The following is a 23882-nucleotide window of genomic DNA, read 5'->3' as shown; positions in this document are numbered from 1 at the left end:
GTGTAAAGGGCCATATAATAGCAATGATGAACAGAACTCACCTCACAATTCTAATTTTGTATTATTCAAGGCATGGATCCGTACGCAAGCTGGCGGAAATGATTGCCCAGGGCGTTGAGTCCGTAGCGGGCTGCGACGCCCGTCTGCGCACTGTGCCGGCCGTTTCTACCGTGACAGAAGCGACCGAGCCGGACGTGCCGCCGGATGGCGCGCCCTATGTTGAATTGCAGGACCTGGCCGAATGCGACGGCCTGGCGCTGGGCTCCCCCACCCGCTTCGGCAATATGGCTGCAGCAATGAAATATTTCTGGGATGGGACGTCGGCGCAGTGGCTGGCCGGCACCCTGTCCGGCAAGCCGGCCTGCGTCTTCACCTCGACCGGCAGCCAGCACGGCGGCCAGGAGTCAACGCTGTTGACGATGATGGTGCCCTTGCTGCACCATGGGATGATGGTCATGGGCCTGCCCTACACCCATCCCGAACTAATGACGACGGCCAGCGGCGGCTCACCTTACGGCGCCAGCCACTGGTCGGGACTGGACGGCAGGAAGCCGTTCACGGACGATGAAAAACGCCTGGCGGTCGCGATGGGCCGCCGGCTGGCCGAGGCGGCCGTCAAGCTGCGGGGAAAATAGAAAATGAACAGTACCAAGCACAAACTTTTCCATTGGGGCGCCATCGCCAGCCTGGCCTTGCTCATCGCCTGGAGCGTGGCCTGGGAAATGTGGATTGCGCCGTTAAAGCCGGGCGGCTCATGGCTGGTGCTGAAAGCGGTGCCGCTGCTATTCCCGCTGCTGGGTGTAATCAAACGTGATATCTACACGCTGCAGTGGACCTCGATGATGATCCTCATCTACTTCATCGAGGGCGTGGTGCGCGCCTATGGCGACAAGGTCACGCCGTGGCTGGGCTGGGGCGAGGCGGCCCTGGTTGTGGTCTACTTCCTGTGCGCCATCCTGTACGTTCAGCCCTATAAGAAGGCAGCCAGACAGGCGGCCCGCGAATTGCTGGAAAAGGTCAACACCAGCAAAACCAAGTAAATATGGATAGATCCGCTTTCCTGGGCGCTTGCCGCGCCCTGCTCGGCGACGCCCACGTCATTTCCGATGAAGCGGACATGGCGCCCTTCCTCCGTGACTGGCGCGGGCGCTTTACCGGCCGCGCCCTGGCAGTGCTGCGGCCGGCCGATACCGAACAGGTGGCGGCCACCGTCAAACTGTGCATGGAAGCGCGCATTCCGATCGTGCCGCAAGGCGGCAATACAGGGCTGGTGCTGGGCAGCGTGCCCGATGCCAGCGGAACCGCCGTTGTGCTGTCGGTGGCGCGCATGCGGAAGGTGCGCAAGGTTGATCCGGTCAACCGCACCATGACGGTCGATGCGGGCGTCATCCTGCAGCGTGCGCAGGAAGCGGCCGCCGAATACGGCTGCCTCTTCCCGCTCTCGCTGGCGGCAGAAGGCAGTTGCACGATTGGCGGCAACCTGTCCACCAATGCCGGCGGCACCGGCGTGCTCCGTTATGGCAATACGCGTGAGCTCTGCCTGGGGCTGGAAGTCGTCACGCCGCAAGGCGAGATCTGGTCCGGGCTGCGCGGCCTGCGCAAGGACAATACCGGCTACGACCTGCGCGACCTGTTCATCGGCGCCGAGGGCACGCTGGGCATCATTACCGGTGCGGTCCTCAAGCTTTATCCCCAGCCCAAGGCTTGCGTTACGGCACTGGCCGCGATGGAGTCGCCGGCAGCGGCATTGCGGCTGCTGTCCATCATGCAGGACCATTGCGGCGCGAGCCTGACTGGCTTCGAACTGATGTCGGCATTTTGCCTGCGTCTGGTGGCCAAGCACTTCCCGGCCCTGGCGCAGCCGCTGCCCGGCGATCCTGCACAATACGCCCTGCTCGAACTTTCCAGCAACGAATCCGAAGCCCACGCGGCGGCTCTGCTCGAACGCGCGCTGGGAATGGCGCTCAGCGAAGGCGTGGTGCAGGATGCGGTGGTTGCCGGCTCCGCCGCCCAATCGCGCGGGTTGTGGGACCTGCGCGAGCATATTCCACTGGCCCAGGCGGCCGATGGCAAGAACATCAAGCACGATATTTCGCTGCCGGTATCGTCGATTCCCGACTTTATCGCCGCCACCGAGCCGCAATTACAGGCGGCCTTCCCCGGCTGCCAGCTGGTCTGTTTCGGCCACCTGGGCGATGGCAACCTGCATTTCAACGTTGCGCCGCCGGCCGGCGTTGCGAATGAAGACTTCCTGCTGAGCCAGGAGGCGGTCAACCGCGTGGTGCATGATGCCGTTGCCGCCTTTGGCGGTTCGATCTCGGCCGAGCATGGCATCGGCGCGTTAAAGCGTGATGAACTGGCGCGCTACAAGTCGCCAGTGGAGTTGAACCTGATGCGGGCAATCAAGGCCGCATTGGATCCTTTGGGCTTGATGAATCCGGGGAAAATCATATGAAACTCCTGCCCTTGATGCTGTTGGCGTTGGCGCTTCCTGCCGGGGCGCAAGCCCTGCACAAGTGCACCATCGATGGAAAGGTAAGCTACTCGCAGCAACCTTGCGAGAAAGGCGTAGCCAGCACGATCGACGTGCCGGCGGCCCCACCCCCTGATCCCGCAGCTGCGGCCAACCTGAAGCGCCAGGAGCGCGAGGCGGAAAGGATGGCCAGCCAGCGCCGCAAACGCGAGGCGCGGGAAGAGCGCGAAAGCCTGGCCGAGGCGCGGGCCGTGGCAAGTCACAACAAGAAATGCAAGAAGCTCCAGATGCAGCAGAAATGGGCGGAGGAAGACGCGCGCGGCGCCACGCTCCAGAACACTGAACGCGCGAAGCTGAAGGCCAGGCGCGCCGCCGACATGTACCACCTGGAATGCGGCGGCTGACGCGCTGGCTGGCCCTGGGCGAATGGCGTTCGCATCCGGTGCGGGTGCTGACCGCCATTGCGGCGATTGCGATCGGGGTGGCGCTGGGGTTTGCCATCCATCTGGTCAATGCGGCGGCGCTGAACGAATTCACCACGGCCGTCCATAGCCTGTCGGGCCAGGCCGATATCCAGGTGAACGGCACCGAGGCGACATTTGACGAGGCCATCTACCCGGTCCTGGCGCGACTGCCCGAGGTGGCAGTGGCCTCGCCGGTGCTCGAATTCGACGCGTCGCTGCCGGGCGCCCGACAAGCGCTGAAAATCATTGGACTGGATGTATTCCGCGCGGGCTTTATCACCCCCGACCTGATCGGCGCCCCGGATGATGACCTCCCCTACGACACCCTGGCTGACGACGCCATTTTCCTGTCGCCTGCGGCAATGCGCTGGCTGCAATCGCGGCCCGGCACGGAACTTCGGCTGCAGGCGGGCAGCAAAGTGACGGAACTGCGCGTGGCAGGCTCGCTGCAGCGGGCGCGCGTGGGGCAACGCTTCGCGGTGATGGACATCGCGGCTGCACAGTGGCAGTTCCAGCGCCTGGGCAAGCTGTCGCGTGTCGACCTGAAGCTGCGCGACGGCGTGGATCGTGGCGCATTCGAGCGTGCCTTGGCCAGGCGCCTGGAGCAGGAGTTTCCGGGCCGTTTGCGCGTTGGGCAGCCGAACGACGCCGAGCAGGAAAGCCGCAACTCGAACTTGAGCCGGGCCTACCGGGTCAACCTGAGCGTGCTCGCACTGGTGGCCCTGTTCACCGGCGCCTTCCTGGTGTTCTCCTCGCAGGCGCTGTCGGTTTTGCGCCGTCGCGGCGAGTTTGCCCTGCTGCGCGTACTGGGGCTGGAGCGCCGCCAGCTGATCGGCCAGGTGCTGCTGGAAGGCGGCGTGCTGGGCAGCATCGGCTCCGCGCTCGGCGTGGCCGGCGGCTATGCCCTGGCTGCCGCCGTATTGCGCCTGTTTGGCGGCGACCTTGGCGCCGGCTATTTTGCCGGCGTCCAGCCCAGTGTCCAATGGGCGCCGGTTGCGGCGCTGGCATATTTTGCGCTCGGCCTCGGCGTCGCCCTGCTGGGCGGCCTGGCGCCGGCCCTTGACGCTGCCCGCGCGCGGCCCGCCGTCGCGCTCAAGGCTGGCACCGATGAAACGGCGTTGCGTCCCCTGTCCCGCCCGTGGCCCGGGCTCGCCTGCCTCTGCCTGGCCGGCGCCATGGCGTTCGCGCCGCCCGTCTTTGAGTTGCCGATCTTCGGCTACCTGTCGATCGCCCTGCTGCTGGTTGGCGCGATCGCCCTGATGCCGCGCCTGTCGGGCATGGCGTTCACCGCCCTCGCGCGCCAAGCAGCATCCGGCGCCGCTGCCAAGCGTCCTGGCGCAGCCTCCCCGGCCGCATCCCGCTCGGCCCGGGGCGTGGCGGCGCGGCCCGTGCGCGCCCTGGCGCTGGCGCGGCTCGCCAACGCATCGGGCCAGGCCGGCATCGCCTTGGGCGGCGTGCTGGCGAGCTTCAGCCTGATGGTGGCGATGGCGATCATGGTGGCCAGCTTCCGGACCTCGGTTGACGAATGGGTGTTGCGCATCCTGCCGGCCGACCTGTACGCGGGCAGCGCCTCGGCCGGCAGCACGGACGGTCTCTCGCCCGCCGAACAGGAGGCGCTGCGGGCGGTGCCCGGCATAGCCCGCATCGAATTCCTGCGCATACGATCGGTCTCGCTGGCGCCGGACCGTGCCAACGTCGCCGTGCTGGCGCGTGACGTCGACCCGGCCGATCCGGGCCGCGCAATGGTCATGGTCGACCAGCCGGCGCATGCGCCGGCCCCAGGCGCCGCCGCAGCACTGCCCCCGGCCTGGGTGTCCGAGGCCATGTCCGACCTGTATGGTCTGCAACCCGGCGCTATCGTCCGCCTGCCGCTGCAGGGCAAACAACGTGAATTCCGTGTCGCCGGCATCTGGCGCGACTATGCCCGCGCCGGCGGCGCAGTCATCGTACGCCGTTCCGACTACATCGCCCTGACCGGAGACCGCGATGCGGGCGACGCAGCCATCTGGCTGGCCAAGAACGCCAGTGCAGCCGCCGTGCAGGAGAACATCCGCAAACTCCCCTTCGGCGAGCTGCTGGAAACCACCGCCCCTTCCGAGATCCGCAACCTGACGCTGAAGATATTCGACCGCAGCTTCGCCGTCACCTACCTGCTGGAAGCCATTGCCATCGTCATCGGCCTGTTCGGCGTAGCAGCCACCTTCTCGGCACAAACGCTGGCAAGGGCGCGCGAATTCGGCATGCTGCGCCATGTCGGCGTCACACGCGGCCAGGTGCTTGGCATCCTGGCGCTGGAAGGCGCCGCCCTGACCACGCTCGGCATCCTGGCCGGCTTCGTGCTGGGATGGGTCATCAGCCTGGTCCTGGTCCACGTCATCAACCCGCAATCATTCCACTGGACGATGCAAATGCACTATCCCTGGCCGCTGCTGGCCAGCGTCGCACTCGCGCTGTTGCTGTCGTCGGCGGCAACGGCACTCATCGCAGGCCGGCAAGCGCTCTCCGCCGGCCCAATCCGTGCCGTCAGGGAGGACTGGTGATGCGCACCCTGCTTGGTATCGTGCTAGCGCTGGCAATCGGCCTGCCGCTGCGTGCGGCCGACTTCACGCCAGTGACGCCCGGCGTCGAGCTGCAGTTTCCACGCGACTTTGGCGCCCACCCCGGCTTCAAGACCGAATGGTGGTACGCCACAGGCTGGCTGGACGCCGCCGACGGCCGCCAGCTCGGCTACCAGGTCACATTCTTCCGCAGCAGCACCGGGCATGGCCGCGACAACCCGAGCCAGTTCGCCCCGAAAGACATCATCGTCGCCCACGTCGCGCTCTCCGACCCGGCACAGGGCAAACTGCTGCACGATCAACGCACCGCCCGCGCCGGATTCGGCCTGGCCAGCGCCTCGACGCAAGACACCGATGTGCAGCTCGATGGCTGGCGCATGCAGCGCGCGAGCGATGGAACTTATCATATCGACATCGACGCCGCCGAATTCAAGCTCGCACTGAAGCTGCAGCCGACCCAGCCCGTGCTGCTGCAGGGCGACGCCGGCTTCTCCCGCAAAGGTCCGCTGCCCGAACAAGCCAGTTATTACTATAGCAAGCCCCAGCTGCGCACCAGCGGCACCTTGACGCGCGGCCGCGCCGCCCCGCAATCCGTGCGCGGGGTGACCTGGCTCGATCACGAATGGTCGACCCAGGTGCTCGACCCGGCCGCGGCGGGCTGGGACTGGGCCGGGGTCAATCTGGACGACGGCGGCGCCCTGATGGCATTCCAGATAAGGGACCGCCAAGGTGGTAAACTGTGGGCCCACGCGACATGGCGCGATGCATCCGGTAAGATCACGCACTATTCGCAGGACCAGGTCAGTTTTACCCCGCAGGTGCGCTGGAAATCGCCGCGCACCCAAGCCGAGTATCCCGTCGCCACCCTGATCACCACCGGCCGCGAACAATGGCAGGTCAGTCCTTTGCAACAGGACCAGGAGCTCGATTCGCGCCGCTCGACCGGCGCGGTGTACTGGGAAGGCGCGGTAACAGTCGCGCGCGGCGGCAAGCCGGCGGGACGCGGTTACCTGGAGTTGACGGGCTATGTCCGTCCGATGAAACTTTGAACAAGAACGTAGAATACGCAATGAGCACCACCGACAACGGCCAGCCTGAAGCCCGAGAACTCAGGAAAGGCAGCCTGGCCGCCTTCAAGGGCCTGCTGCCCTTCCTCAAGCCCTACCGCAACCGATTCGTCATCGCAGGCATCGCGCTGGTGGTCGCCGCCGCCTCGACCCTGACGATTCCTTACGCGTTCAAGCAGATGATCGACCTGGGCTTCGGCGCCGATGCCGGCGTGCGCAGCGCTACCCACGTCAACCAGGTGTTCCTGGCCCTGTTCGCGGTCGCTACGGTGCTCGCGCTGGCGACGGCGGCGCGCTTTTACAGCGTGTCCTGGCTCGGCGAGCGTGTCACGGCCGACATCCGCAACGCCGTGTACTCCCACGTGGTGCAGCAAAGCCCCGAGTTCTTCGAAACCACCAAGTCTGGCGAAGTGCTGTCGCGCCTGACGACCGACACCACCCTGATCCAGAGCGTGGTGGGCACCAGCATTTCGATGGCCCTGCGTAACGTGCTGCTGTTCCTTGGCGGCCTGGTGATGCTGTTCGTTACCAGTCCCAAGCTGTCCTCCATTATCCTCGGCCTGCTGGTGCTGACCGTGCTGCCGATCGTGGTCTTCGGCCGCCGCGTGCGCAAGCTGTCGCGCGATTCGCAGGACCGCGTGGCCGACGCTTCCGCCATGGCCGGCGAAATCCTCAACGCCATGCCGACCGTGCAAGCCTTTACCCATGAAAACCTGGAAGCGAAGCGCTTCGGCGGTTCTGTCGAAGGCGCATTCAGCACCGCCATGCGCCGCATCCAGGCGCGCGCTTTCCTGACCATGCTGGCGATCGTGCTGGTGTTCGGCACCATCGTGTTCGTACTGTGGCTTGGCGCGCACGCGGTGCTGGAAGAAAGCATGACCGGCGGCGACCTCGGCCAGTTCATCCTGTACGCATCCATCGTCGCCGGCGCGATCGGCGCCTTGTCCGAAGTGATGGGCGAAGCGCAGCGCGCCGCCGGCGCCACTGAACGCCTGCTGGAATTGCTGGCAGTGCGTTCGGACATCCAGAATCCTGCGCAGCCGCAGACACTGCCGCCGCGCGCCGCCAACGGTGCGGCGCTCAGCCTGTCCGAGGTGTCGTTCAGCTACCCTTCACGCCCTGACACCCTGGCCCTGGACCACGTGACGCTGGATATCAAGCCGGGCGAGACCGTCGCGGTGGTCGGCCCTTCCGGCGCCGGCAAGACCACCCTGTTCCAGATGCTGCTGCGCTTTTACGATCCGCAATCGGGCGCAATTGGCCTCGACGGCACCGACATCCGCCTGCTGGACCTGCACACCCTGCGCGGCGCCATCGGCATCGTGCCGCAGGATACGGTGATCTTCTCGGCCGACGCGATGGAAAACATCCGATACGGCCGCGCCGACGCCACCGACCAGGAAGTGATCCAGGCTGCGCGCCTGGCAGCCGCCCACGAATTCATCGAACGGCTGCCGAATGGCTACAAGTCCTTCCTCGGCGAACGCGGCGTGCGCCTGTCGGGCGGCCAACGCCAGCGCATTGCGATTGCACGGGCGCTGTTGAAGAATCCCCCCCTGCTGCTGCTCGATGAAGCAACCAGCGCCCTCGATGCCGAATCCGAACGCCTGGTGCAAGGAGCGCTGGAGGCGGCCATGGTAGGCCGCACCACCGTCATCATTGCGCACCGCCTGGCCACCGTGCAGCGCGCCGACCGCATCATCGTCATGGAAGACGGCAAGATCGTCGAAACCGGCACCCACCAGTCCCTGGTGGCGCTGGGCGGCATCTACGCCAACCTGGCGGCGTTGCAGTTCCATCACGTCCATGTGACCCATTGAGGCGCAACGTGACCGACGCCGAACTGCGCCAGGCTTGCCACACGGTCCTGCCAGGCCATCGCCAGCCTTCGCCGGCCGAGACCTTTGCCGCCATGGCCGCATGGTGCGAGGCCAACGGCATCGCCCACGACGTGTATGGCGAGGGCGATCTGATCGAGTCATTCGAGCAGAGGATCGCCGGCATGCTGGGTTTTGAGGCCGCGACCTTCTGCATCACCGGCACCATGACCCAGGTCACCGCCTTGCGCCTGGCCTGCATGGAACGCGGCAGCCGCCTGGTGGCGCTGCACCCGACAGCGCACATCTTCAGGCATGAACGCGGCAATCACCAGTTGCTGGACCACTTCCAGGCCATCCAGCTGGGCGACGTGCACCGCCCGTTTACCCTTGGTGAGTTGCAGGCCGTGCCGGACCGGCTGGCCGCCGTGTCGCTGGAACTGCCGGCGCGCGAGCTGGGCGGCCAGACGCCGCGCTGGGACGAGCTGGAAGCCATCAAGGCCCACTGCCGCGAACAAGGCATCCACCTGCACATGGACGGCGCGCGGCTATGGGAAGCCGCCGCCGGCTATGGCCGCCCGCCGGCCGAGTTGGCGGCAGGCTTCGATAGTGTTTACATTTCACTGTACAAAGGGATCGGCGGCCTGGGTGGCGCCATGCTGCTTGGCAACCGCGCCTTCGTCGCCCGCGCCCAGGAGTGGTTCCGCCGCCAGGGCGGCAACGTGATCCACCGCACACCTTATGTCGTCGCCGCCGCGATGCAGTTCGACGCGCGGCTGGCGGCCATGCCCGAGTATTTCCGCCGTACGCGATGGCTGTACGACACCCTGCGCGACTATCCGCGCCTGCGCGCCAATCCTTCGCAGCCGCATGCGAATATGCTGCATATCCACGCGCCGGTCGAGCGCGACCGCCTGCTACGGATCCGCAATGAAATCGCGGTGCATCATGGCGTGTGGCTGCTTAACCGCGCAGCCCATGCGCAACTGCCCGGCACCAGCCATACCGAATGGTATGTCGGCGACAACCTGCTTTCCCTATCGGACGACCAAGTCCGCCATGCCCTCACTTTATGGAGCGACGCGCTATGAGTTTTGCTTCGCTGGACCTGATTGACGGGCTCCTTCGCACACTCGAATCGATTGGCTACAACACCCCGACGCCGATCCAGAAACAAGCCATCCCGGCGGTGCTGGCCGGGCGCGACCTGCTGGCCGCCGCGCAGACCGGCACCGGCAAGACCGCAGCATTCGCCCTGCCCCTGCTGCAGCGCCTGACCATGGAAGGCGACCAGGCTGCAGCGAACCACGTGCGCTGCCTGGTGCTGGTTCCTACGCGCGAACTGGCCGACCAGGTCTACCAGAGCTTCCACACCTACGGTTTCAACCTGCCGCTGCGTTCGGCCGTCGCCTACGGCGGCGTGCCGATGGAGCCGCAACTGGCCCGATTGCGCAAGGGCCTGGACGTGCTGGTGGCCACGCCCGGCCGCCTGCTGGACCTGCAGCGCAAAGGCGCGGTCGACTTCGGCCAACTGACCGCCCTGGTGCTGGACGAGGCCGACCGCATGCTCGATCTTGGCTTTGCAGCCGACCTCGATTTGCTGTTCGCCGTGCTGCCCGCCGAGCGCCAGACCCTGCTCTTCTCGGCCACCATGCCCGAATCGATCCGGGCAATGGCACGGCAGTTGCTGCGCAATCCGCTCACCGTGCAGGCCAGCGCGCCCAACACGGCTGCCCGCACCGTGCGCCAGCTGGTTTTCACCACCGATAAGCGCAACAAGCCGGAGCTGTTCCTTCACTTGCTGCGCAAGGAGAGCTGGGGCCAGGTGCTGGTGTTCGTCAAGACGCGCAAAGGCGTCGAGCATCTGGTCGGCCTGCTGCAGGACGCAGGCATTTCTGCCGATTCGATCCATGGCGACAAACCTCAGCCGGCGCGTATCAAGGCACTGAAGCGCTTCAAGGCGAACGATGTGCAGATCCTGGTCGCCACCGACGTTGCGGCCCGAGGGCTCGATATCGAAGCCCTGCCGCTGGTGGTGAACTTCGACCTGCCGACCGTGGCGGAAGATTATGTGCACCGTATCGGCCGCACAGGCCGCGCCGGCGCCGAAGGCGAAGCAATCTCCCTTGTCTGCGCCGACGAAGTCGAGCTGCTGCGGGCAATCGAAAAGCTGACCGGCACCATCTTGCCGCGCCGGGAAGAAGCAGGTTTCGAGGCCGACCATCGCGTACCATCGACCGGCACGCCGGCCGCCGCGCCCACGGCACGCCCGGCCAGCGCCAAGCCCGCTCGGACTACGGCGAGGACAGCCAAAGGAGCGCCGCCGGCCGCACAAGCCCGGCCGTCGGCCAGGCAGCCGGCCCGCGACGAAACGCCCCGCCCTGCCGGCGGATTCGGCGGGCTGAAAGAAGAGCTGGCGCCAAAAGAAAAGCAACGCTCGCGCGGGCCGATCTACGGCGCGCGCGCCGGCAGCCCGGGCGCAGGCAGCGGCGGCCGCGGAAGCACTGGCAGCGGCCGCTCCGGTGCCGGTGGCGCCGCAGGCGGCCAGGGCGGCAAAGTCGTGGTGACCGCGACACGCGGCGCCAAATCGGCCGCACGCGCGGCCGGCCGCGCCGCCGCCAAGCCAGGCGGCCGTGGCAACAAACGATAAACGGAGAAACACATGAAGCAGTACAAAGAATTGATCAGCACCGTGCTGGAACAAGGAAGCTGGCAGGACAACCGCACCGGGATCCGCACCCTGAGCGTGCCGGGCGCAATGATGCGCTTCGACCTGAACGATGGCTTCCCGGCCGTGACAACCAAGAAGCTGGCCTTCAAGTCGGTGGTCGGCGAGCTGTGCGCCTTCCTGCGCGCCTCGCGCAGCGCCGCCGATTTCCGCGCGCTGGGCTGCAAGGTGTGGGACCAGAACGCCAATGAGAACGCGCAATGGCTTGGCAATCCCCACCGCACAGGCACCGACGACCTGGGTCCGGTGTATGGCGTGCAATGGCGCCAATGGCCAGGGTACAAGGTGCTGGACGCCGCCGCGGCAGCGCAGATTGCGGACGCGGAACGCAACGGCTTCCGGCAGGTCGCGCCGCTGGAAGAAAATGGCGTGCAGAAAGTCCTGATGTACAAGGCCATCGACCAGTTGCGCGAATGCCTGGACACCATCGTCCACAATCCTTCGAGCCGGCGCATCCTGTTCCATGGCTGGAACCCGGCCGTGCTGGATCAGGTGGCGCTGCCGGCCTGCCACCTGCTGTACCAGTTCATCCCTAACGCCACCACGCGCGAGATTTCGCTGTGCCTGTACGTGCGCAGCAACGATATCGGCCTGGGTACGCCGTTCAATATCGCGGAAGGTGCCGCCCTGCTGCACCTGGTGGCGCGCCTGACCGGCTACCAGCCGCGCTGGTTCAGCTACTTTATCGGCGACGCGCACATCTACGAGAACCACATGGAGATGGTGCAGGAGCAGTTGAAGCGCGAGCCGCTGCCGCTGCCGCAGCTGCATATCAACAGCCGCGTGCCTTCGTTCGCGGAAACCGGCAAGTACGAACCGGAATGGCTGGAGAAGATCGAGCCTTCCGACTTCACGCTGGAAGGCTACCAGCACCACGCGCCGCTGACGGCGCCGATGGCGGTTTAAGCCGGTTCGTCCTGGGGCACGACGCTGCCCCACCAGCGTTTGGCAACGGCTTCGCCGTCGCGCTCCAGCAGGAATTGGTAGCCGCGTTGCGCGGCTTCTTCCAGCAAGCGCGGCTCGTTCAGTGCCGCCTCGCGCAGGTGATCGACCCCGCGGCGGTCGCCTTCGGCCACCAGCACGCGTCCATACATCAGCGAGGCACGCGGGTAAGGCCCGCCTGCGCGCTTCATCAGTTCGACCAGCGCCGGCTTGGCGGCGACAGTTTCCTCGAATTCGAGCTTCAGCGACGCCAGTTCCATCAAGTCCTGCACTGAAAGATTCTTCAGCGGCGTTGCCGACAGCTCGTCGATGCGAACGCGCGAGTTCTTCACCTGGCGGAAGCGATGAACCCAGCCGCGCGAATTGACCTCCCACCAATCCTGGTCGAGCTCCGCTTCCAGCTTCTTGCCCACGCCGGACGCCAGCAAGACGTCGGCCGCGCAGGTATCCAGCGGCGGCGGCAGGACCGGCGCCATGTCGATGGCATCCAGCCGATCGCGCAGGCAGGGGTGGGTGTCGTCGAGGTCGGAAGGCTTGGCCCAGGCAGCGTCCAGCGCTTTCTTCGTAGCCCATTCATCGTAATTGGCCTTGAAGGCCATCCGCATCGAGGCAAACGGCATGAACGGCGGCCGCTCCAGGCGATCCGCATTCTCATACATGCTGGGCCAGAAATCCCGGGCGATCCAGTCGCCCAGCAAGCGGGCCCGTACCAGCATATTGGCGCTCGCCGTGTGGCCGGCCATTTCGACGGCAGTCTGGTCGGCTTCGTATTCGTCCTGGCGCGACAGGACGAAGGTATAGGCGCTGTAGTAAGGGAAGATGCGCTTCAGGGCACGGACAACGCCCGCACTGAGCACACTCTCGTCCGCACTGCCCTCCAGGTGCTGGTACAGGGCGACGAACAGGCGGCGCTGGCGGTAGATGCGGGCGGCGTCCTTGTCGTGGTCGCCGCACAGGTGGCCATATTCGTGGGCCAGCACCGACAGCAGTTCCTTGGGCCCCGAGCCAAGCAGGAATGGCAGGCCGACCAGCAGGTAGTTGCGGTAACCGCCGAAAATACCGAAGCGGGCGTGCTGCACGATCCCCGCGTTGTATTCGTCCGTAATCAGCACATGATCGATGCGCGGGCCTTTCAGCTTGCCGTACAGCTTGTCGAGGATATCAAACAGCTTGGGTGCCTCCTCTCGGGCCAGTTCGCGCCCGAGCGGCGGGTCGAGGCGCATGAGCATGACGCGCAAGACGACAAAGATCAGCGATAGCAGGAACAAGCCGGCCAGGCCGGCCTTGAACATCGTGAAGGCACGATGCGATTCAACTGCCCACTGCACGAGCATGATAAATAATGCAATTAGCCCGGCCAGCAGTCCAAACAGGATTGCATAGGCGGCCAGGCTGATCGCATACACCTTGCGGCGGAATGCCGCCGGGCTGGCATTTGAATCGAGCTCCAGCCGGCGAACCAAGTGCTCAAACGCTTTGTAATCCAATCATGCTCCTTACTTAATCAAAACTCTTCCCAATCTCCCACCTCGCTATTGGCGACCTTGCGCGATGCAGCCGGCTTGCCGTCGCGCTGCACCGGCTTGGCCTTGGCCGGCAATGCAGGCTTGGTGCGAACCGCCTGGATCACCGCGCGCGCCTGCACCGCGGCAGGATGCTCGCGGCGCTGGCCGTCAATCTGGAACACACTGACAACTTTCGACAGGCTGTTGGCCTGGTCTTGCAGTGCCGCCGAGGCCGAAGCAGCTTCCTCCACCAAGGCGACATTCTGCTGGGTGATGGTGTCCATCTCCGTAATGGCCTGGTGAATCTGCTCCAGGCCCGCGGTTTGTTCCTGCGTAGCACTGGTAATTTCTCCCATAATATCAGTCACGCGCTGAATGCTCGTCACGATTTCCTTCATCGTGCTGCCGGCCTGGTTGACCAGCTTGGCGCCACTTTCCACTTTGCCAACAGAATCATCGATCAATTGCTTGATTTCCTTGGCCGCGGCAGCCGAACGCTGCGCCAGATTGCGCACCTCGCTGGCGACAACCGCGAAGCCGCGCCCCTGCTCGCCGGCGCGTGCCGCTTCCACTGCCGCATTCAGGGCCAGGATATTGGTCTGGAATGCGATGCCGTCGATAACTGCAATGATGTCAACAATCTTGTTGGACGACTCATTGATCGAACCCATGGTCGCCACCACCTGCTCAACCACTTCGCCGCCCTTGGTGGCGACGCTCGACGCCGAAACGGCCAGCTGGTTGGCCTGGCGCGCGTTGTCGGCATTCTGGCGCACGGTGCTGGTCAGTTCTTCCATCGAGGAGGCGGTTTCCTCCAGCGAAGCAGCCTGCTCGCCGGTGCGGTCGGACAGGTCCATATTACCCGCCGCAATCTGGGCGGAGGCGCTGGAGATCGTATCGCTGCCGCCACGGACTTCGGTCACGATGGCAGCCAGGTTGTCGCGCATCTTGTCCAGGGCGCGCAGCAGTTCGCCGAATTCGTTGTCCGCGTGCTTGGTGGCCTGGCCTTTCAGGTCGCCGTCGGCGACGCGGTGCGCCACATCCATGGCTTCGGCCAGCGGTTCGGAGATTGCCTTCATCAGGACCATGCCGGCAAAGACGCTCAGTGCCAGGCCGGCAATCAGCACCACGGTAACGGTCGTGCTGTTTCGGCTCAGGCCCGCGGCAACCGCGGCGGCATCGGCCTCGATCCGCTTGTCGGCATGCTCGGACAGCGTCTTCAACGCGCCGTCGCCAATGCGGTAGGACGGGTTGATCTTCTTGATCAGGACCCCTTCCGCGTCATCCCAGCGGTTTTCCTTCACCGCGCTGGCGGCAGCACGGATATGTTCTATCCCCAGGCCATCGCTCTTGGCGAACCAGTCCTCGGCCAGCTTGTGCTCTTCGGGCGACTTGATGCTCGCCAGGTAGCTTTCCCAGCGCTTTTGCACGCGCGCCGTGACTTCGTCCACGATGTTGAAATGGTTGGTCAGCGGGTGGTCATGCAGCTTGCTCCAGGCAAAGTCCGGATTGTGCTGCAAGGCTTGCAGGATCTGGCTGCGGCCCGTTTCCATGTCCAGGCGGATCGCATTGCGCTCTGCAATGTTCTTCTGGTTGGCCACCGTCACGTCCTTGACCAGTCCGACCGAGCGCTCCGCGCTCAGGATTCCGAGGCCGCCAATAATCGCCAGCAGGCCAATCAGCAAACCCAGCACGCCTACCAGCAGGGTCTTGATCTTGAAATTATTGAACATCGCTCACTCCTTTACCAAACATTTGAAAAACTGATGCAACCGGCCACGCAATTCCGAAACGTCGTCGAATTCGATATAGGTGATATCCACCAGGTCATCGAGTTCGCGCAGCAGCGTGGTTTTGATCGGCGCCCCTTTCCACACCAGGAACAGGATAGGCGTTCGGCGGCCTTTGAATATGTGATAGCTCAACTCGAATGCACTGCTTTCACTCATTCCGACACGGATGTTAATCAACACGTCCGCCTGGTCCAGCAGCGCAAGACGGTGGCGTCGGAAGTTCTGCGGCGTGAAAGGCAGGCCCTGGCTCCGTTCGAACGAGGCACGGAAGGTCTCCGCGCTTTCGGCCTGCAAGCCCGTCAGATAGTCGAAGGCATGAGGCAGGCCGTTGGCGCTGTCGATCATCTGCATGATTTCGCTGATCATGTGCTGTTCGTGCTCGTTCGATTCGGTGAACGGCTGGCGGATGAAGACTTTCAGCGGCTCCATGCCGACGCTGCGCTGGCGCGATTGAGAACGGCGCTCCGGTATCTGCCAGGCGGCAGCGGCCAGGTCCACTGCGCCAGGTACGGGACGCGGCGCCGGCGGCGGCACCTGGCGCTGTTCGCTGCCGACCATGGCGTGCAGTTCCTGCAGCGAGCGCACGGTGGTGTTATCGGCATGCTTGCGCGCTTCCGCTGCCGCTTCGGCCGCGGCAATGGTCGTGAAAATCACGGTCCCGGAAGCCAGCGCCGCCATGCGCAGGCTGCGCGTGGCAGTAATTGCCGTGCGCTTCTCATCCACCGTAACCACCATCATCGCGATCTCGCGCAGCGCCAGCAAGCCTAGCAGGGTTTCGTCTTCGATCGTGTTGACCGGCACTTCGCCGGCTTCCAGCACGGCGGCCGTCACTTCGCTGGCGCACAGCAGGTAGCCGGCATCGGCCAGTTCGCGCGCCAGCGCCACGGCGCGCGCCTGGTCGGCCTTGCGCACGCGCATATAAACATAGCCGGCCATCGGGATGCGCACGCCGGCGCCCAGTTCGGCCTTCAGGAAGGCTTCGCCGAAAGTGGCGCCGGTACCCATCACTTCGCCGGTGGACTTCATTTCCGGACCGAGGATGGTGTCGACTCCGGGGAATTTTGCAAACGGCAAAACAGACTCCTTGACACTGTAATAAGGCGGAATCACTTCCGCAGTAATGCCCTGCCCAGCGAGCGATCGTCCGGCCATGCAGCGCGCCGCGACCTTGGCCAGCTGCACGCCGGTCGCCTTCGACACAAATGGCACGGTGCGCGAAGCGCGGGGATTCACTTCCAGCACATACACCCGGTCGACCATACGGCCATCGGCTTTCTGTCGCTGCACAGCGAATTGCACGTTCATCAGGCCGACCACGTTCAGGCCCTGCGCCAGGCGCACGGTCTGGCGCTTGATTTCCGCCACGGTGGCGTCGGACAGCGAGTACGGCGGCAGGCTGCAGGCTGAATCGCCGGAATGGATGCCGGCCTGCTCGACGTGCTCCATCACGCCGCCGATCACCACTTCCGTGCCGTCGCTCACGCAGTCCACGTCCACCTCGATGGCATCGTTCAGGAAGCGGTCCAGCAACACCGGCGAGTCATGGGAAACCTTGACCGCTTCACGCATGTAGCGCTCCAGGTCGGCGAGCTCGTGGACGATTTCCATGGCGCGGCCGCCCAGCACATAGGATGGGCGCACCACCAGCGGGTAGCCGATCTCCTCGGCCATGGCCACGGCCTGCTGTTCGTTGCGCGCGGTGCGGTTCGATGGCTGGCGCAGATCCAGCTCGAACAGCAGCTTCTGGAAGCGCTCGCGGTCTTCCGCGGCGTCGATCATGTCGGGCGAAGTACCGATAATCGGCACGCCGTTGGCCTCCAGCGCCAAAGCCAGCTTGAGCGGTGTCTGGCCGCCATATTGCACGATCACCCCTTCCGGCTTCTCGATGGCGACAATTTCCAGCACATCTTCCAGCGTCAGCGATTCAAAGTACAGCCGGTCGGAGGTGTCATAGTCGGTCGACACGGTCTCCGGATTGCAATTGACCATGATGGTCTCGTAGCCATCCTCGCGCATCGCCAGCGCGGCATGCACGCAGCAGTAGTCGAACTCGATGCCCTGGCCGATCCGGTTCGGGCCACCGCCTAGCACCATGATCTTGCGCGCGCCGGTCGGCTGGGCTTCGCATTCCTCGTCGTAGGTCGAGTACATGTACGCGGTGCGGGTCGCAAACTCGCCGGCGCAGGTGTCGACCCGTTTGTACACGGGGCGGATGCCCTGGGCATGGCGCTGCGCACGCACCTCGTCTTCATGCACGCCAAGCAGGCCGGCCAGCCGGCGGTCGCTGAAGCCTTGCTGCTTCAGGCGGCGCAGCACGTGGCGGTCAAAACCGCCCAGCTGCTGCGTTGCCACCCATTCTTCGACTTCCACCAGGTCCTGGATCTGCGCCAGGAACCATGGGTCGATGTGCGACAGGCGCTGCACCTCGACCAGCGACATGCCCTGTGCGAATGCTTCGCCGACGTACCAGATGCGTTGCGGCCCGGGAAGGCACAGCTCCTGCTCGATCACGTCGCGGCCGGTGGCGATGCGCTGCAGGCCATCGACGCCGATATCCAGGCCACGCAGCGCTTTCTGGAACGACTCCTGGAAGGTGCGCCCCATCGCCATGACTTCGCCTACGGATTTCATCTGGGTGGTCAGGCGGTCGTTCGCGCCCGAGAACTTCTCGAACGCGAAACGGGGGATCTTCGTGACCACGTAGTCGATCGCCGGTTCGAACGAGGCCGGAGTGGCGCCGCCGGTAATGTCGTTCTGCAGTTCGTCCAGCGTGAATCCAACCGCCAGCTTGGCGGCGACGCGGGCAATGGGGAAACCGGTGGCCTTGGACGCCAGCGCGGAGGAACGCGACACACGCGGGTTCATCTCGATCACGATCATGCGGCCGTCTTGCGGGTTGACCGCGAACTGCACGTTCGAGCCGCCGGTATCCACGCCGATTTCGCGCAGCACATCCAGCGACGCGTCGCGCATGATCTGGTATTCCTTGTCGGTCAGCGTCTGCGCCGGAGCGATGGTGATCGAATCGCCGGTGTGCACGCCCATCGGGTCCAGGTTCTCGATCGAACAGACGATGATGCAGTTGTCCTTGCGGTCGCGCACCACTTCCATCTCGAATTCCTTCCAGCCGATCAGCGATTCCTCGATCAGCAGTTCGGAAGTCGGCGACAGCTCCAGGCCGCGCAGGCAGATGGCAGTGAACTCGTCGGCGTTACGGGCGATGCCGCCGCCGCTGCCGCCCATGGTGAAGGATGGGCGGATGATCACCGGGAAGCCGAGGCGCTCCTGCGCCTGCCAGGCTTCGGCCATGGTGTGGGCGATGCCGGAGCGGGCCGACTGCAGGCCGATGCGCTCCATGGCCGCCTTGAACTTGGCGCGGTCTTCGGCGCGGTCGATCGCTTCCGGTGTGGCGCCGATCAGCTCCACGTTGAAACTCTCAAGCACGCCGTGGCGGTGCAGGTCCAGCGCGCAGTTGAGCGCGGTCTGGCCGCCCATGGTTGGCAGCACGGCCTGCGGACGCTCTTTTTCAATGATGCGCGCCACGGTTTCCCAGGTGATCGGCTCGATGTAGGTGACATCGGCCATGCCCGGGTCGGTCATGATGGTGGCCGGGTTGCTGTTGACCAGCACCACTTCGTAGCCCTCTTCGCGCAGGGCTTTGCAAGCCTGGGCGCCGGAGTAATCGAATTCGCATGCCTGGCCGATCACAATCGGGCCGGCGCCAATGATCAGGATGCGCCGGATATCGGTACGCTTAGCCATGGCGGGCGCCCTCCATCATGCTGATGAAACGGTCAAACAGCGGCGCCAGGTCATGCGGTCCCGGCGAAGCCTCGGGGTGGCCCTGGAAGCAGAAGGCCGGCTTGTCGGTGCGCCGAAAGCCCTGCAGCGAACCGTCGAACAGGGAAATGTGGGTGACTGCGCAGTTATTCGGGAGCGAATCGGGATCGACGGCAAAGCCGTGGTTCTGCGAAGTGATCATCACGCGGCCGGTCTCGACGTCCTGCACCGGGTGGTTGGCGCCGTGATGGCCGAACTTCATTTTCACGGTGCGCGCGCCCGATGCCAGCGCCATGATCTGGTGGCCAAGGCAGATGCCGAAGGTCGGTATGCCGCGCTCAATCACCTCGCGTGCCGCTTCGATGGCGTAGTCGCAGGGCTGCGGGTCGCCCGGGCCGTTCGACAGGAAGATCCCGTCCGGGTTCAGGGCCAGGGCCGCTGCGGCGCCGGCTCTGGCAGGCAGCACGGTCACGCGGCAGCCGCGCTGGGCCAGCATGCGCAGGATATTGGCCTTCACGCCAAAGTCGTAAGCCACCACGTGGCAGCGCGGCTGCATCTGGCGGCCATGGCCGTAGCCAAGCATCCATTCGGTCTCGGTCCATTCATAAGGAGCGGCGGTGCTGACGGTTTGCGCCAGGTCCATGCCCGAAAGGCCGGGAAACTCGCGTGCCAGGCGCAGTGCTTCTTCGGCCGCGCCGCCTGCGATGATGGCGCCGGACTGGGCGCCCTTGTCGCGCAGGATGCGGGTCAGCTTGCGGGTATCGATGCCTGCAATCGCCAGCACGCCCTGCTCCGCCAGCCATGACGGCAGGTCTTGCTCGCTGCGGAAATTCGAGGCCAGGAACGGCACGTCCTTCACCACCAGGCCTGCCGCGTGGATCAAGGGCGCTTCACCATCTTCGCGGTTGACACCCGTGTTGCCGATGTGCGGATACGTCAGCGTGACGATCTGGCGGCTGTAGCTCGGGTCGCTCAGGATTTCCTGGTAGCCGCTCATGGCAGTATTGAACACGACTTCACCAGCCGTGGAGCCGTTGGCACCGATCGAGATGCCTTCAAAAAGGGTGCCATCCGCCAATGCGAGAATAGCGCGCCCGGCATTCCCGTGGGGATGCTTGAGTGGGTGTTTCATCAGGGGGTTCTCCTGGGTCCGTATCGTTATAAAACCAACAAACAGAATTACTCAGCAGTAATTCCTAGCGCGCTGGAAGCTACGATACGCCGCCACACCCCCGTCAAAACTCTCCAATGGTCACAAGGGGCCGTTCAGCCGCCAAAATAGATTGCGGTGGCGCAATTGCGCAACGTGACCGAATAGCAAAGTGCTCCGATATATAATGTCGGCCATGACAAATTTGACCATCATCGTTGCCACTGACTCCAGCAATGGCATAGGTATCCACAACACTCTTCCATGGCACCTGCCTGAGGACCTGGCGCACTTCAAGCGCCTCACTTCCGGCCATCCGATTATCATGGGCCGCAAGACCTTCGATTCGATCGGCCGTCCCCTGCCCAACCGCCGCAATATCGTCATCAGCCGCAATGCGGCATGGCGGCACGACGGAGTCGAGCGCGTTGGTTCGCTGGAAGAAGCGCAAGCGCTGGTCGCAGGCACGGGCGAGGCTTTCGTCATCGGCGGCGCACAGGTGTACCAGCAAGCCTTGCCGCTGGTGGACAAGCTTGTCGTCACGCGCATCGGCCGCAGCTATGAGTGCGATGCCTTTTTCCCGGCCCTGGCCGCGGGCGAATGGCGGGAAGTGGCGCGTGAAGAACACGTTTCGGCAGCAGGACTGCCCTATGCATTTATCAGCTTTACCAGGAACTAGAACATGTCCGGACACGGTTTTCACGTCCACGGCCCGCACGATCATGCCGTAGAACACGCAGCACACAGCAACGACAAATTCTCCGGCAATATCGCCGTGACCACCGCCATCCTGGCCACCGTGGGCGCCATCTTCGGCTACCAGGGCGGCGCCACGCAGAACGACGCAGCCCTGTTCAAGAACAATGCTGCCATTGCCAAGACCGAAGCTTCGAACCGCTGGAACTACTACCAGGCCAAATCGTCCAAGCAGAACCTGGCCGAACTGGCCATGCTGCTGCCCAACGCCGATGTGGAAAAGTACAAGGCCGAGGTGCTGCGCTACAAGGAAGAGAAAGACGCCATCAAGAAGGATGCCGAGGGATGGGAAGCCAAGTCGGCCGAGTGGGACCATAAATCCGACCACGCCCTGCATAAGCACCACCAGTGGGCCCAGGCCACCACGGCGGAGCAGGTTGCCATCGCTCTGGCCGCGATCACCCTGCTCACCAACCGTAAATGGCTGATGTACGCCACCTACGGCGTGGCCGCGCTGGGCCTTGGCCTCGGCTTGTTGGCAATGGTTTAAAAAGCTGTAAAAAATTTACCCCACGCCGGGAAATTCTGCGATACTCCCGGTCTTATTTTTTTGCGGCGCCTGGTCGCGCCTGGAGACCATCAATGAAATTCCGCTTCCCCATCGTCATCATTGACGAGGATTTCCGTTCCGAGAACACGTCCGGCCTGGGCATTCGCGCCCTGGCCGCCGCGATGGAAAATGAAGGCATGGACGTCCTTGGTGTGACCAGTTACGGCGACCTGGCGCAGTTTGCGCAGCAGCAGTCGCGCGCCTCGGCCTTCGTGCTGTCGATCGACGACGAGGAGTTTGGCGGCGGCTCGCTCGAGGAAACCGACCTGGCGCTGGCATCGCTGCGCGCCTTCGTTTCCGAGATCCGTCACAAGAACGCCGACATCCCGATCTACCTGTACGGCGAAACCCGCACCTCGCGCCATATCCCCAACGATATCCTGCGCGAGCTGCACGGCTTCATCCACATGTTCGAGGACACCCCGGAATTCGTGGCACGCCACATCATCCGCGAAGCCAAGTCCTACCTGGACAGCCTGGCGCCGCCATTCTTCCGCGCCCTGGTGCACTACGCGAACGACGGCTCCTACTCCTGGCACTGCCCGGGCCATTCCGGCGGCGTGGCGTTCCTGAAGTCCCCGATCGGCCAGATGTTCCACCAGTTCTTCGGCGAGAACATGCTGCGCGCCGACGTCTGCAATGCGGTGGAAGAACTGGGCCAGTTGCTGGACCACACCGGTCCTGTTGCCGCATCCGAGCGCAACGCGGCCCGCATCTACAACGCCGATCACGCCTACTTCGTCACCAACGGCACCTCCACCTCCAACAAAATGGTGTGGCATTCGACCGTGGCGCCGGGCGACATCGTCGTGGTGGACCGCAACTGCCACAAATCGATCCTGCACTCGATCATCATGTGCGGCGCGATCCCGGTCTTCCTGATGCCGACCCGGAATAACCTGGGCATCATCGGCCCAATCCCGCTGGAAGAATTCTCGATGGAGAGCATCGAGCGCAAGATAGCCAACAACCCGTTCGCCCAGGCAGCGGTGAACAAGAAGCCGCGCATCCTGACCATCACCCAGTCGACCTATGACGGCGTGGTCTACAACGTGGAAACCCTGCGCGAGATGTTGGACGGCAAGATCGACACCCTGCATTTCGACGAAGCCTGGCTGCCGCACGCAACTTTCCACGACTTCTACAAGAACATGCACGCGATCGGCAAGGACCGTCCGCGCGCCAAGGAGTCGATGATCTTCTCGACCCAGTCGACCCACAAGCTGCTGGCCGGCCTGTCGCAGGCGTCGCAGGTGCTGGTGCGCGACTCGGAAACCGTCAAGCTGGACAAGGATGCCTTCAACGAAGCATACCTGATGCACACCTCGACTTCGCCGCAGTACTCGATCATCGCCTCCTGCGACGTGGCAGCGGCCATGATGGAAGCACCGGGCGGCACCGCCCTGGTGGAAGAATCCATCCTGGAAGCGCTGGACTTCCGCCGCGCGATGAAGAAGATCGACGAGGAATGGGGCCAGGACTGGTGGTTCAAGGTCTGGGGTCCGGACAGCTTCGCCGACGAAGGCATCGGCTCGCAGGAAGACTGGATCTTCACCGAAGAGAGCAAGAAGTGGCACGGCTTCGGCGACCTCAAGCCAGGCTTCAACATGCTCGATCCGATCAAGGCCACCATCGTCAACCCGGGCCTGTCGCTGGACGGCCAGTTCGGCGAGACCGGCATCCCGGCATCGATCGTGACCAAGTACCTGGCGGAGCACGGCGTGATCGTCGAGAAATGCGGCCTGTACTCCTTCTTCATCATGTTCACCATCGGCATTACCAAAGGCCGCTGGAACACACTGCTGACCGCACTGCAACAGTTCAAGGACGACTACGACAAGAACGCACCGATGTGGCGCATCCTGCCGGAATTCTCGGCGGCCAATCCGCGTTACGAGCAAATGGGCCTGCGCGACCTGTGCCAGCAGATCCACGACTTCTACAAAGCCTACGACGTTGCGCGCCTGACCACCGAGATGTATCTGTCGGACATGGTGCCTGCAATGAAGCCATCGGACGCTTTCGCCAAGATGGCCCACCGCGAGATCGAGCGCGTGGCGCTGGACGACCTGGAAGGCCGCATTACTTCGATCCTGCTGACGCCTTACCCGCCGGGCATCCCGCTGCTGATCCCGGGCGAGCGCTTCAACAAGACCATCGTCGACTACCTGCGCTTTGCACGTGACTTCAACGAACGCTTCCCTGGCTTCGAGACCGACGTGCACGGCCTGGTCAAGCGCGAAGTCAACGGCCGCAAAGACTACTTCGTCGACTGCGTCAAGCAGTAAGCTCTGCCCGC

17 protein-coding genes are annotated in these 23882 nt (G+C 64.3%); 13 read left to right on the top strand and 4 right to left on the bottom strand.

Going from position 1 to position 23882, the window contains the following annotated elements; translation table 11 throughout:
* The first annotated feature begins 26 nt into the window (after positions 1-26).
* From wrbA to ACWBU6_RS14635, 10 genes are read left to right on the top strand one after another with little or no spacing between them, the layout of a single operon-like run.
* On the top strand, positions 27-635 hold the full coding sequence (gene wrbA / locus ACWBU6_RS14680) for an NAD(P)H:quinone oxidoreductase (RefSeq protein ID WP_452649567.1): 609 nt from the start codon (positions 27-29) through the stop codon (positions 633-635).
* Between the two features lie 3 nt (positions 636-638).
* Positions 639-1040 (top strand): DUF2069 domain-containing protein, encoded by a 402-nt coding sequence (locus ACWBU6_RS14675; RefSeq protein ID WP_452649508.1) that lies wholly within the window; start codon positions 639-641, stop codon positions 1038-1040.
* Positions 1041-1042: 2 nt separating this feature from the next.
* Positions 1043-2455 (top strand): FAD-binding oxidoreductase, encoded by a 1413-nt coding sequence (locus ACWBU6_RS14670; protein WP_452649507.1) that lies wholly within the window; start codon positions 1043-1045, stop codon positions 2453-2455.
* Positions 2452-2877, top strand: a complete 426-nt coding sequence (locus tag ACWBU6_RS14665; protein WP_452649506.1) for a DUF4124 domain-containing protein — start codon at positions 2452-2454, stop codon at positions 2875-2877. The genes ACWBU6_RS14670 and ACWBU6_RS14665 overlap by 4 nt, the downstream gene beginning before the upstream one ends.
* The gene (locus ACWBU6_RS14660; protein WP_452649505.1) at positions 2865-5477 is read left to right on the top strand and encodes an FtsX-like permease family protein; all 2613 of its coding nucleotides are present in this window, start codon (positions 2865-2867) and stop codon (positions 5475-5477) included. The genes ACWBU6_RS14665 and ACWBU6_RS14660 overlap by 13 nt, the downstream gene beginning before the upstream one ends.
* Positions 5477-6544, top strand: a complete 1068-nt coding sequence (locus ACWBU6_RS14655; protein ID WP_452649504.1) for a lipocalin-like domain-containing protein — start codon at positions 5477-5479, stop codon at positions 6542-6544. The genes ACWBU6_RS14660 and ACWBU6_RS14655 overlap by 1 nt, the downstream gene beginning before the upstream one ends.
* A 20-nt stretch (positions 6545-6564) precedes the next feature.
* Entirely contained in the window at positions 6565-8382 is a 1818-nt protein-coding gene (locus ACWBU6_RS14650) for an ABC transporter transmembrane domain-containing protein (protein WP_452649503.1), read from the top strand.
* Positions 8383-8390: 8 nt separating this feature from the next.
* Positions 8391-9470, top strand: coding sequence for a threonine aldolase family protein (locus ACWBU6_RS14645; protein WP_452649502.1), 1080 nt, complete (start codon positions 8391-8393; stop codon positions 9468-9470).
* Complete coding sequence (locus ACWBU6_RS14640; RefSeq protein ID WP_452649501.1) at positions 9467-11029, top strand: DEAD/DEAH box helicase; 1563 nt, start codon at positions 9467-9469, stop codon at positions 11027-11029. Before ACWBU6_RS14645 ends, ACWBU6_RS14640 begins: the two co-directional genes overlap by 4 nt.
* Before the next feature lie 12 nt (positions 11030-11041).
* Positions 11042-12013, top strand: coding sequence for a thymidylate synthase (locus ACWBU6_RS14635; protein WP_452649500.1), 972 nt, complete (start codon positions 11042-11044; stop codon positions 12011-12013).
* Here the strand turns inward: ACWBU6_RS14635 and ACWBU6_RS14630 are convergent.
* The 4 genes from ACWBU6_RS14630 to carA are packed head-to-tail and all read right to left on the bottom strand — an operon-like array spanning position 12010 to position 20259.
* On the bottom strand, positions 12010-13536 hold the full coding sequence (locus ACWBU6_RS14630) for a M48 family metallopeptidase (protein WP_452649499.1): 1527 nt from the start codon (positions 13534-13536) through the stop codon (positions 12010-12012). The genes ACWBU6_RS14635 and ACWBU6_RS14630 overlap by 4 nt on opposite strands.
* Before the next feature lie 17 nt (positions 13537-13553).
* Positions 13554-15287: a methyl-accepting chemotaxis protein gene (locus ACWBU6_RS14625; protein WP_452649498.1), complete on the bottom strand. Its 1734-nt coding sequence runs from the start codon at positions 15285-15287 to the stop codon at positions 13554-13556.
* Positions 15288-15290: 3 nt separating this feature from the next.
* On the bottom strand, positions 15291-19109 hold the full coding sequence (gene carB / locus ACWBU6_RS14620; protein ID WP_452649497.1) for a carbamoyl-phosphate synthase large subunit: 3819 nt from the start codon (positions 19107-19109) through the stop codon (positions 15291-15293).
* Positions 19102-20259 carry a glutamine-hydrolyzing carbamoyl-phosphate synthase small subunit gene (carA, locus tag ACWBU6_RS14615; RefSeq protein ID WP_452649496.1) on the bottom strand — a complete coding sequence of 386 codons (1158 nt, stop codon included), beginning with the start codon at positions 20257-20259 and terminating at the stop codon, positions 19102-19104. Before carA ends, carB begins: the two co-directional genes overlap by 8 nt.
* Positions 20260-20473: 214 nt before the next feature.
* On the opposite strand from carA, the gene ACWBU6_RS14610 reads away from it, so the two are divergent.
* The 3 genes from ACWBU6_RS14610 (at position 20474) to ACWBU6_RS14600 (ending at position 23871) form a co-directional block, all read left to right on the top strand.
* Positions 20474-20956 carry a dihydrofolate reductase gene (locus ACWBU6_RS14610; RefSeq protein WP_452649495.1) on the top strand — a complete coding sequence of 161 codons (483 nt, stop codon included), beginning with the start codon at positions 20474-20476 and terminating at the stop codon, positions 20954-20956.
* Positions 20957-20959: 3 nt separating this feature from the next.
* The gene (locus tag ACWBU6_RS14605) at positions 20960-21523 is read left to right on the top strand and encodes a DUF4337 domain-containing protein (RefSeq protein ID WP_452649494.1); all 564 of its coding nucleotides are present in this window, start codon (positions 20960-20962) and stop codon (positions 21521-21523) included.
* Between the two features lie 92 nt (positions 21524-21615).
* On the top strand, positions 21616-23871 hold the full coding sequence (locus ACWBU6_RS14600; RefSeq protein WP_452649493.1) for an Orn/Lys/Arg family decarboxylase: 2256 nt from the start codon (positions 21616-21618) through the stop codon (positions 23869-23871).
* The last annotated feature ends 11 nt before the right edge of the window (positions 23872-23882 follow it).

Source organism: Pseudoduganella sp. HUAS MS19 (assembly GCF_053615455.1).
The sequence above is the reverse complement of the archived record's forward strand: the minus strand, read 5'-3'. Positions and strand labels throughout refer to the sequence as shown.

Coding starts and splice junctions, on each gene's coding strand:
- ACWBU6_RS14650 (WP_452649503.1), top strand. CDS start 6,565: ATGAGCACCACCGACAACGGCCAGCCTGAAGCCCGAGAACTCAGGAAA.
- ACWBU6_RS14670 (WP_452649507.1), top strand. CDS start 1,043: ATGGATAGATCCGCTTTCCTGGGCGCTTGCCGCGCCCTGCTCGGCGAC.
- ACWBU6_RS14635 (WP_452649500.1), top strand. CDS start 11,042: ATGAAGCAGTACAAAGAATTGATCAGCACCGTGCTGGAACAAGGAAGC.
- ACWBU6_RS14655 (WP_452649504.1), top strand. CDS start 5,477: ATGCGCACCCTGCTTGGTATCGTGCTAGCGCTGGCAATCGGCCTGCCG.
- ACWBU6_RS14605 (WP_452649494.1), top strand. CDS start 20,960: ATGTCCGGACACGGTTTTCACGTCCACGGCCCGCACGATCATGCCGTA.
- ACWBU6_RS14665 (WP_452649506.1), top strand. CDS start 2,452: ATGAAACTCCTGCCCTTGATGCTGTTGGCGTTGGCGCTTCCTGCCGGG.
- ACWBU6_RS14660 (WP_452649505.1), top strand. CDS start 2,865: ATGCGGCGGCTGACGCGCTGGCTGGCCCTGGGCGAATGGCGTTCGCAT.
- carB (WP_452649497.1), bottom strand. CDS start 19,109: ATGGCTAAGCGTACCGATATCCGGCGCATCCTGATCATTGGCGCCGGC.
- wrbA (WP_452649567.1), top strand. CDS start 27: ATGAACAGAACTCACCTCACAATTCTAATTTTGTATTATTCAAGGCAT.
- ACWBU6_RS14610 (WP_452649495.1), top strand. CDS start 20,474: ATGACAAATTTGACCATCATCGTTGCCACTGACTCCAGCAATGGCATA.
- ACWBU6_RS14625 (WP_452649498.1), bottom strand. CDS start 15,287: ATGTTCAATAATTTCAAGATCAAGACCCTGCTGGTAGGCGTGCTGGGT.
- ACWBU6_RS14675 (WP_452649508.1), top strand. CDS start 639: ATGAACAGTACCAAGCACAAACTTTTCCATTGGGGCGCCATCGCCAGC.
- carA (WP_452649496.1), bottom strand. CDS start 20,259: ATGAAACACCCACTCAAGCATCCCCACGGGAATGCCGGGCGCGCTATT.
- ACWBU6_RS14600 (WP_452649493.1), top strand. CDS start 21,616: ATGAAATTCCGCTTCCCCATCGTCATCATTGACGAGGATTTCCGTTCC.
- ACWBU6_RS14640 (WP_452649501.1), top strand. CDS start 9,467: ATGAGTTTTGCTTCGCTGGACCTGATTGACGGGCTCCTTCGCACACTC.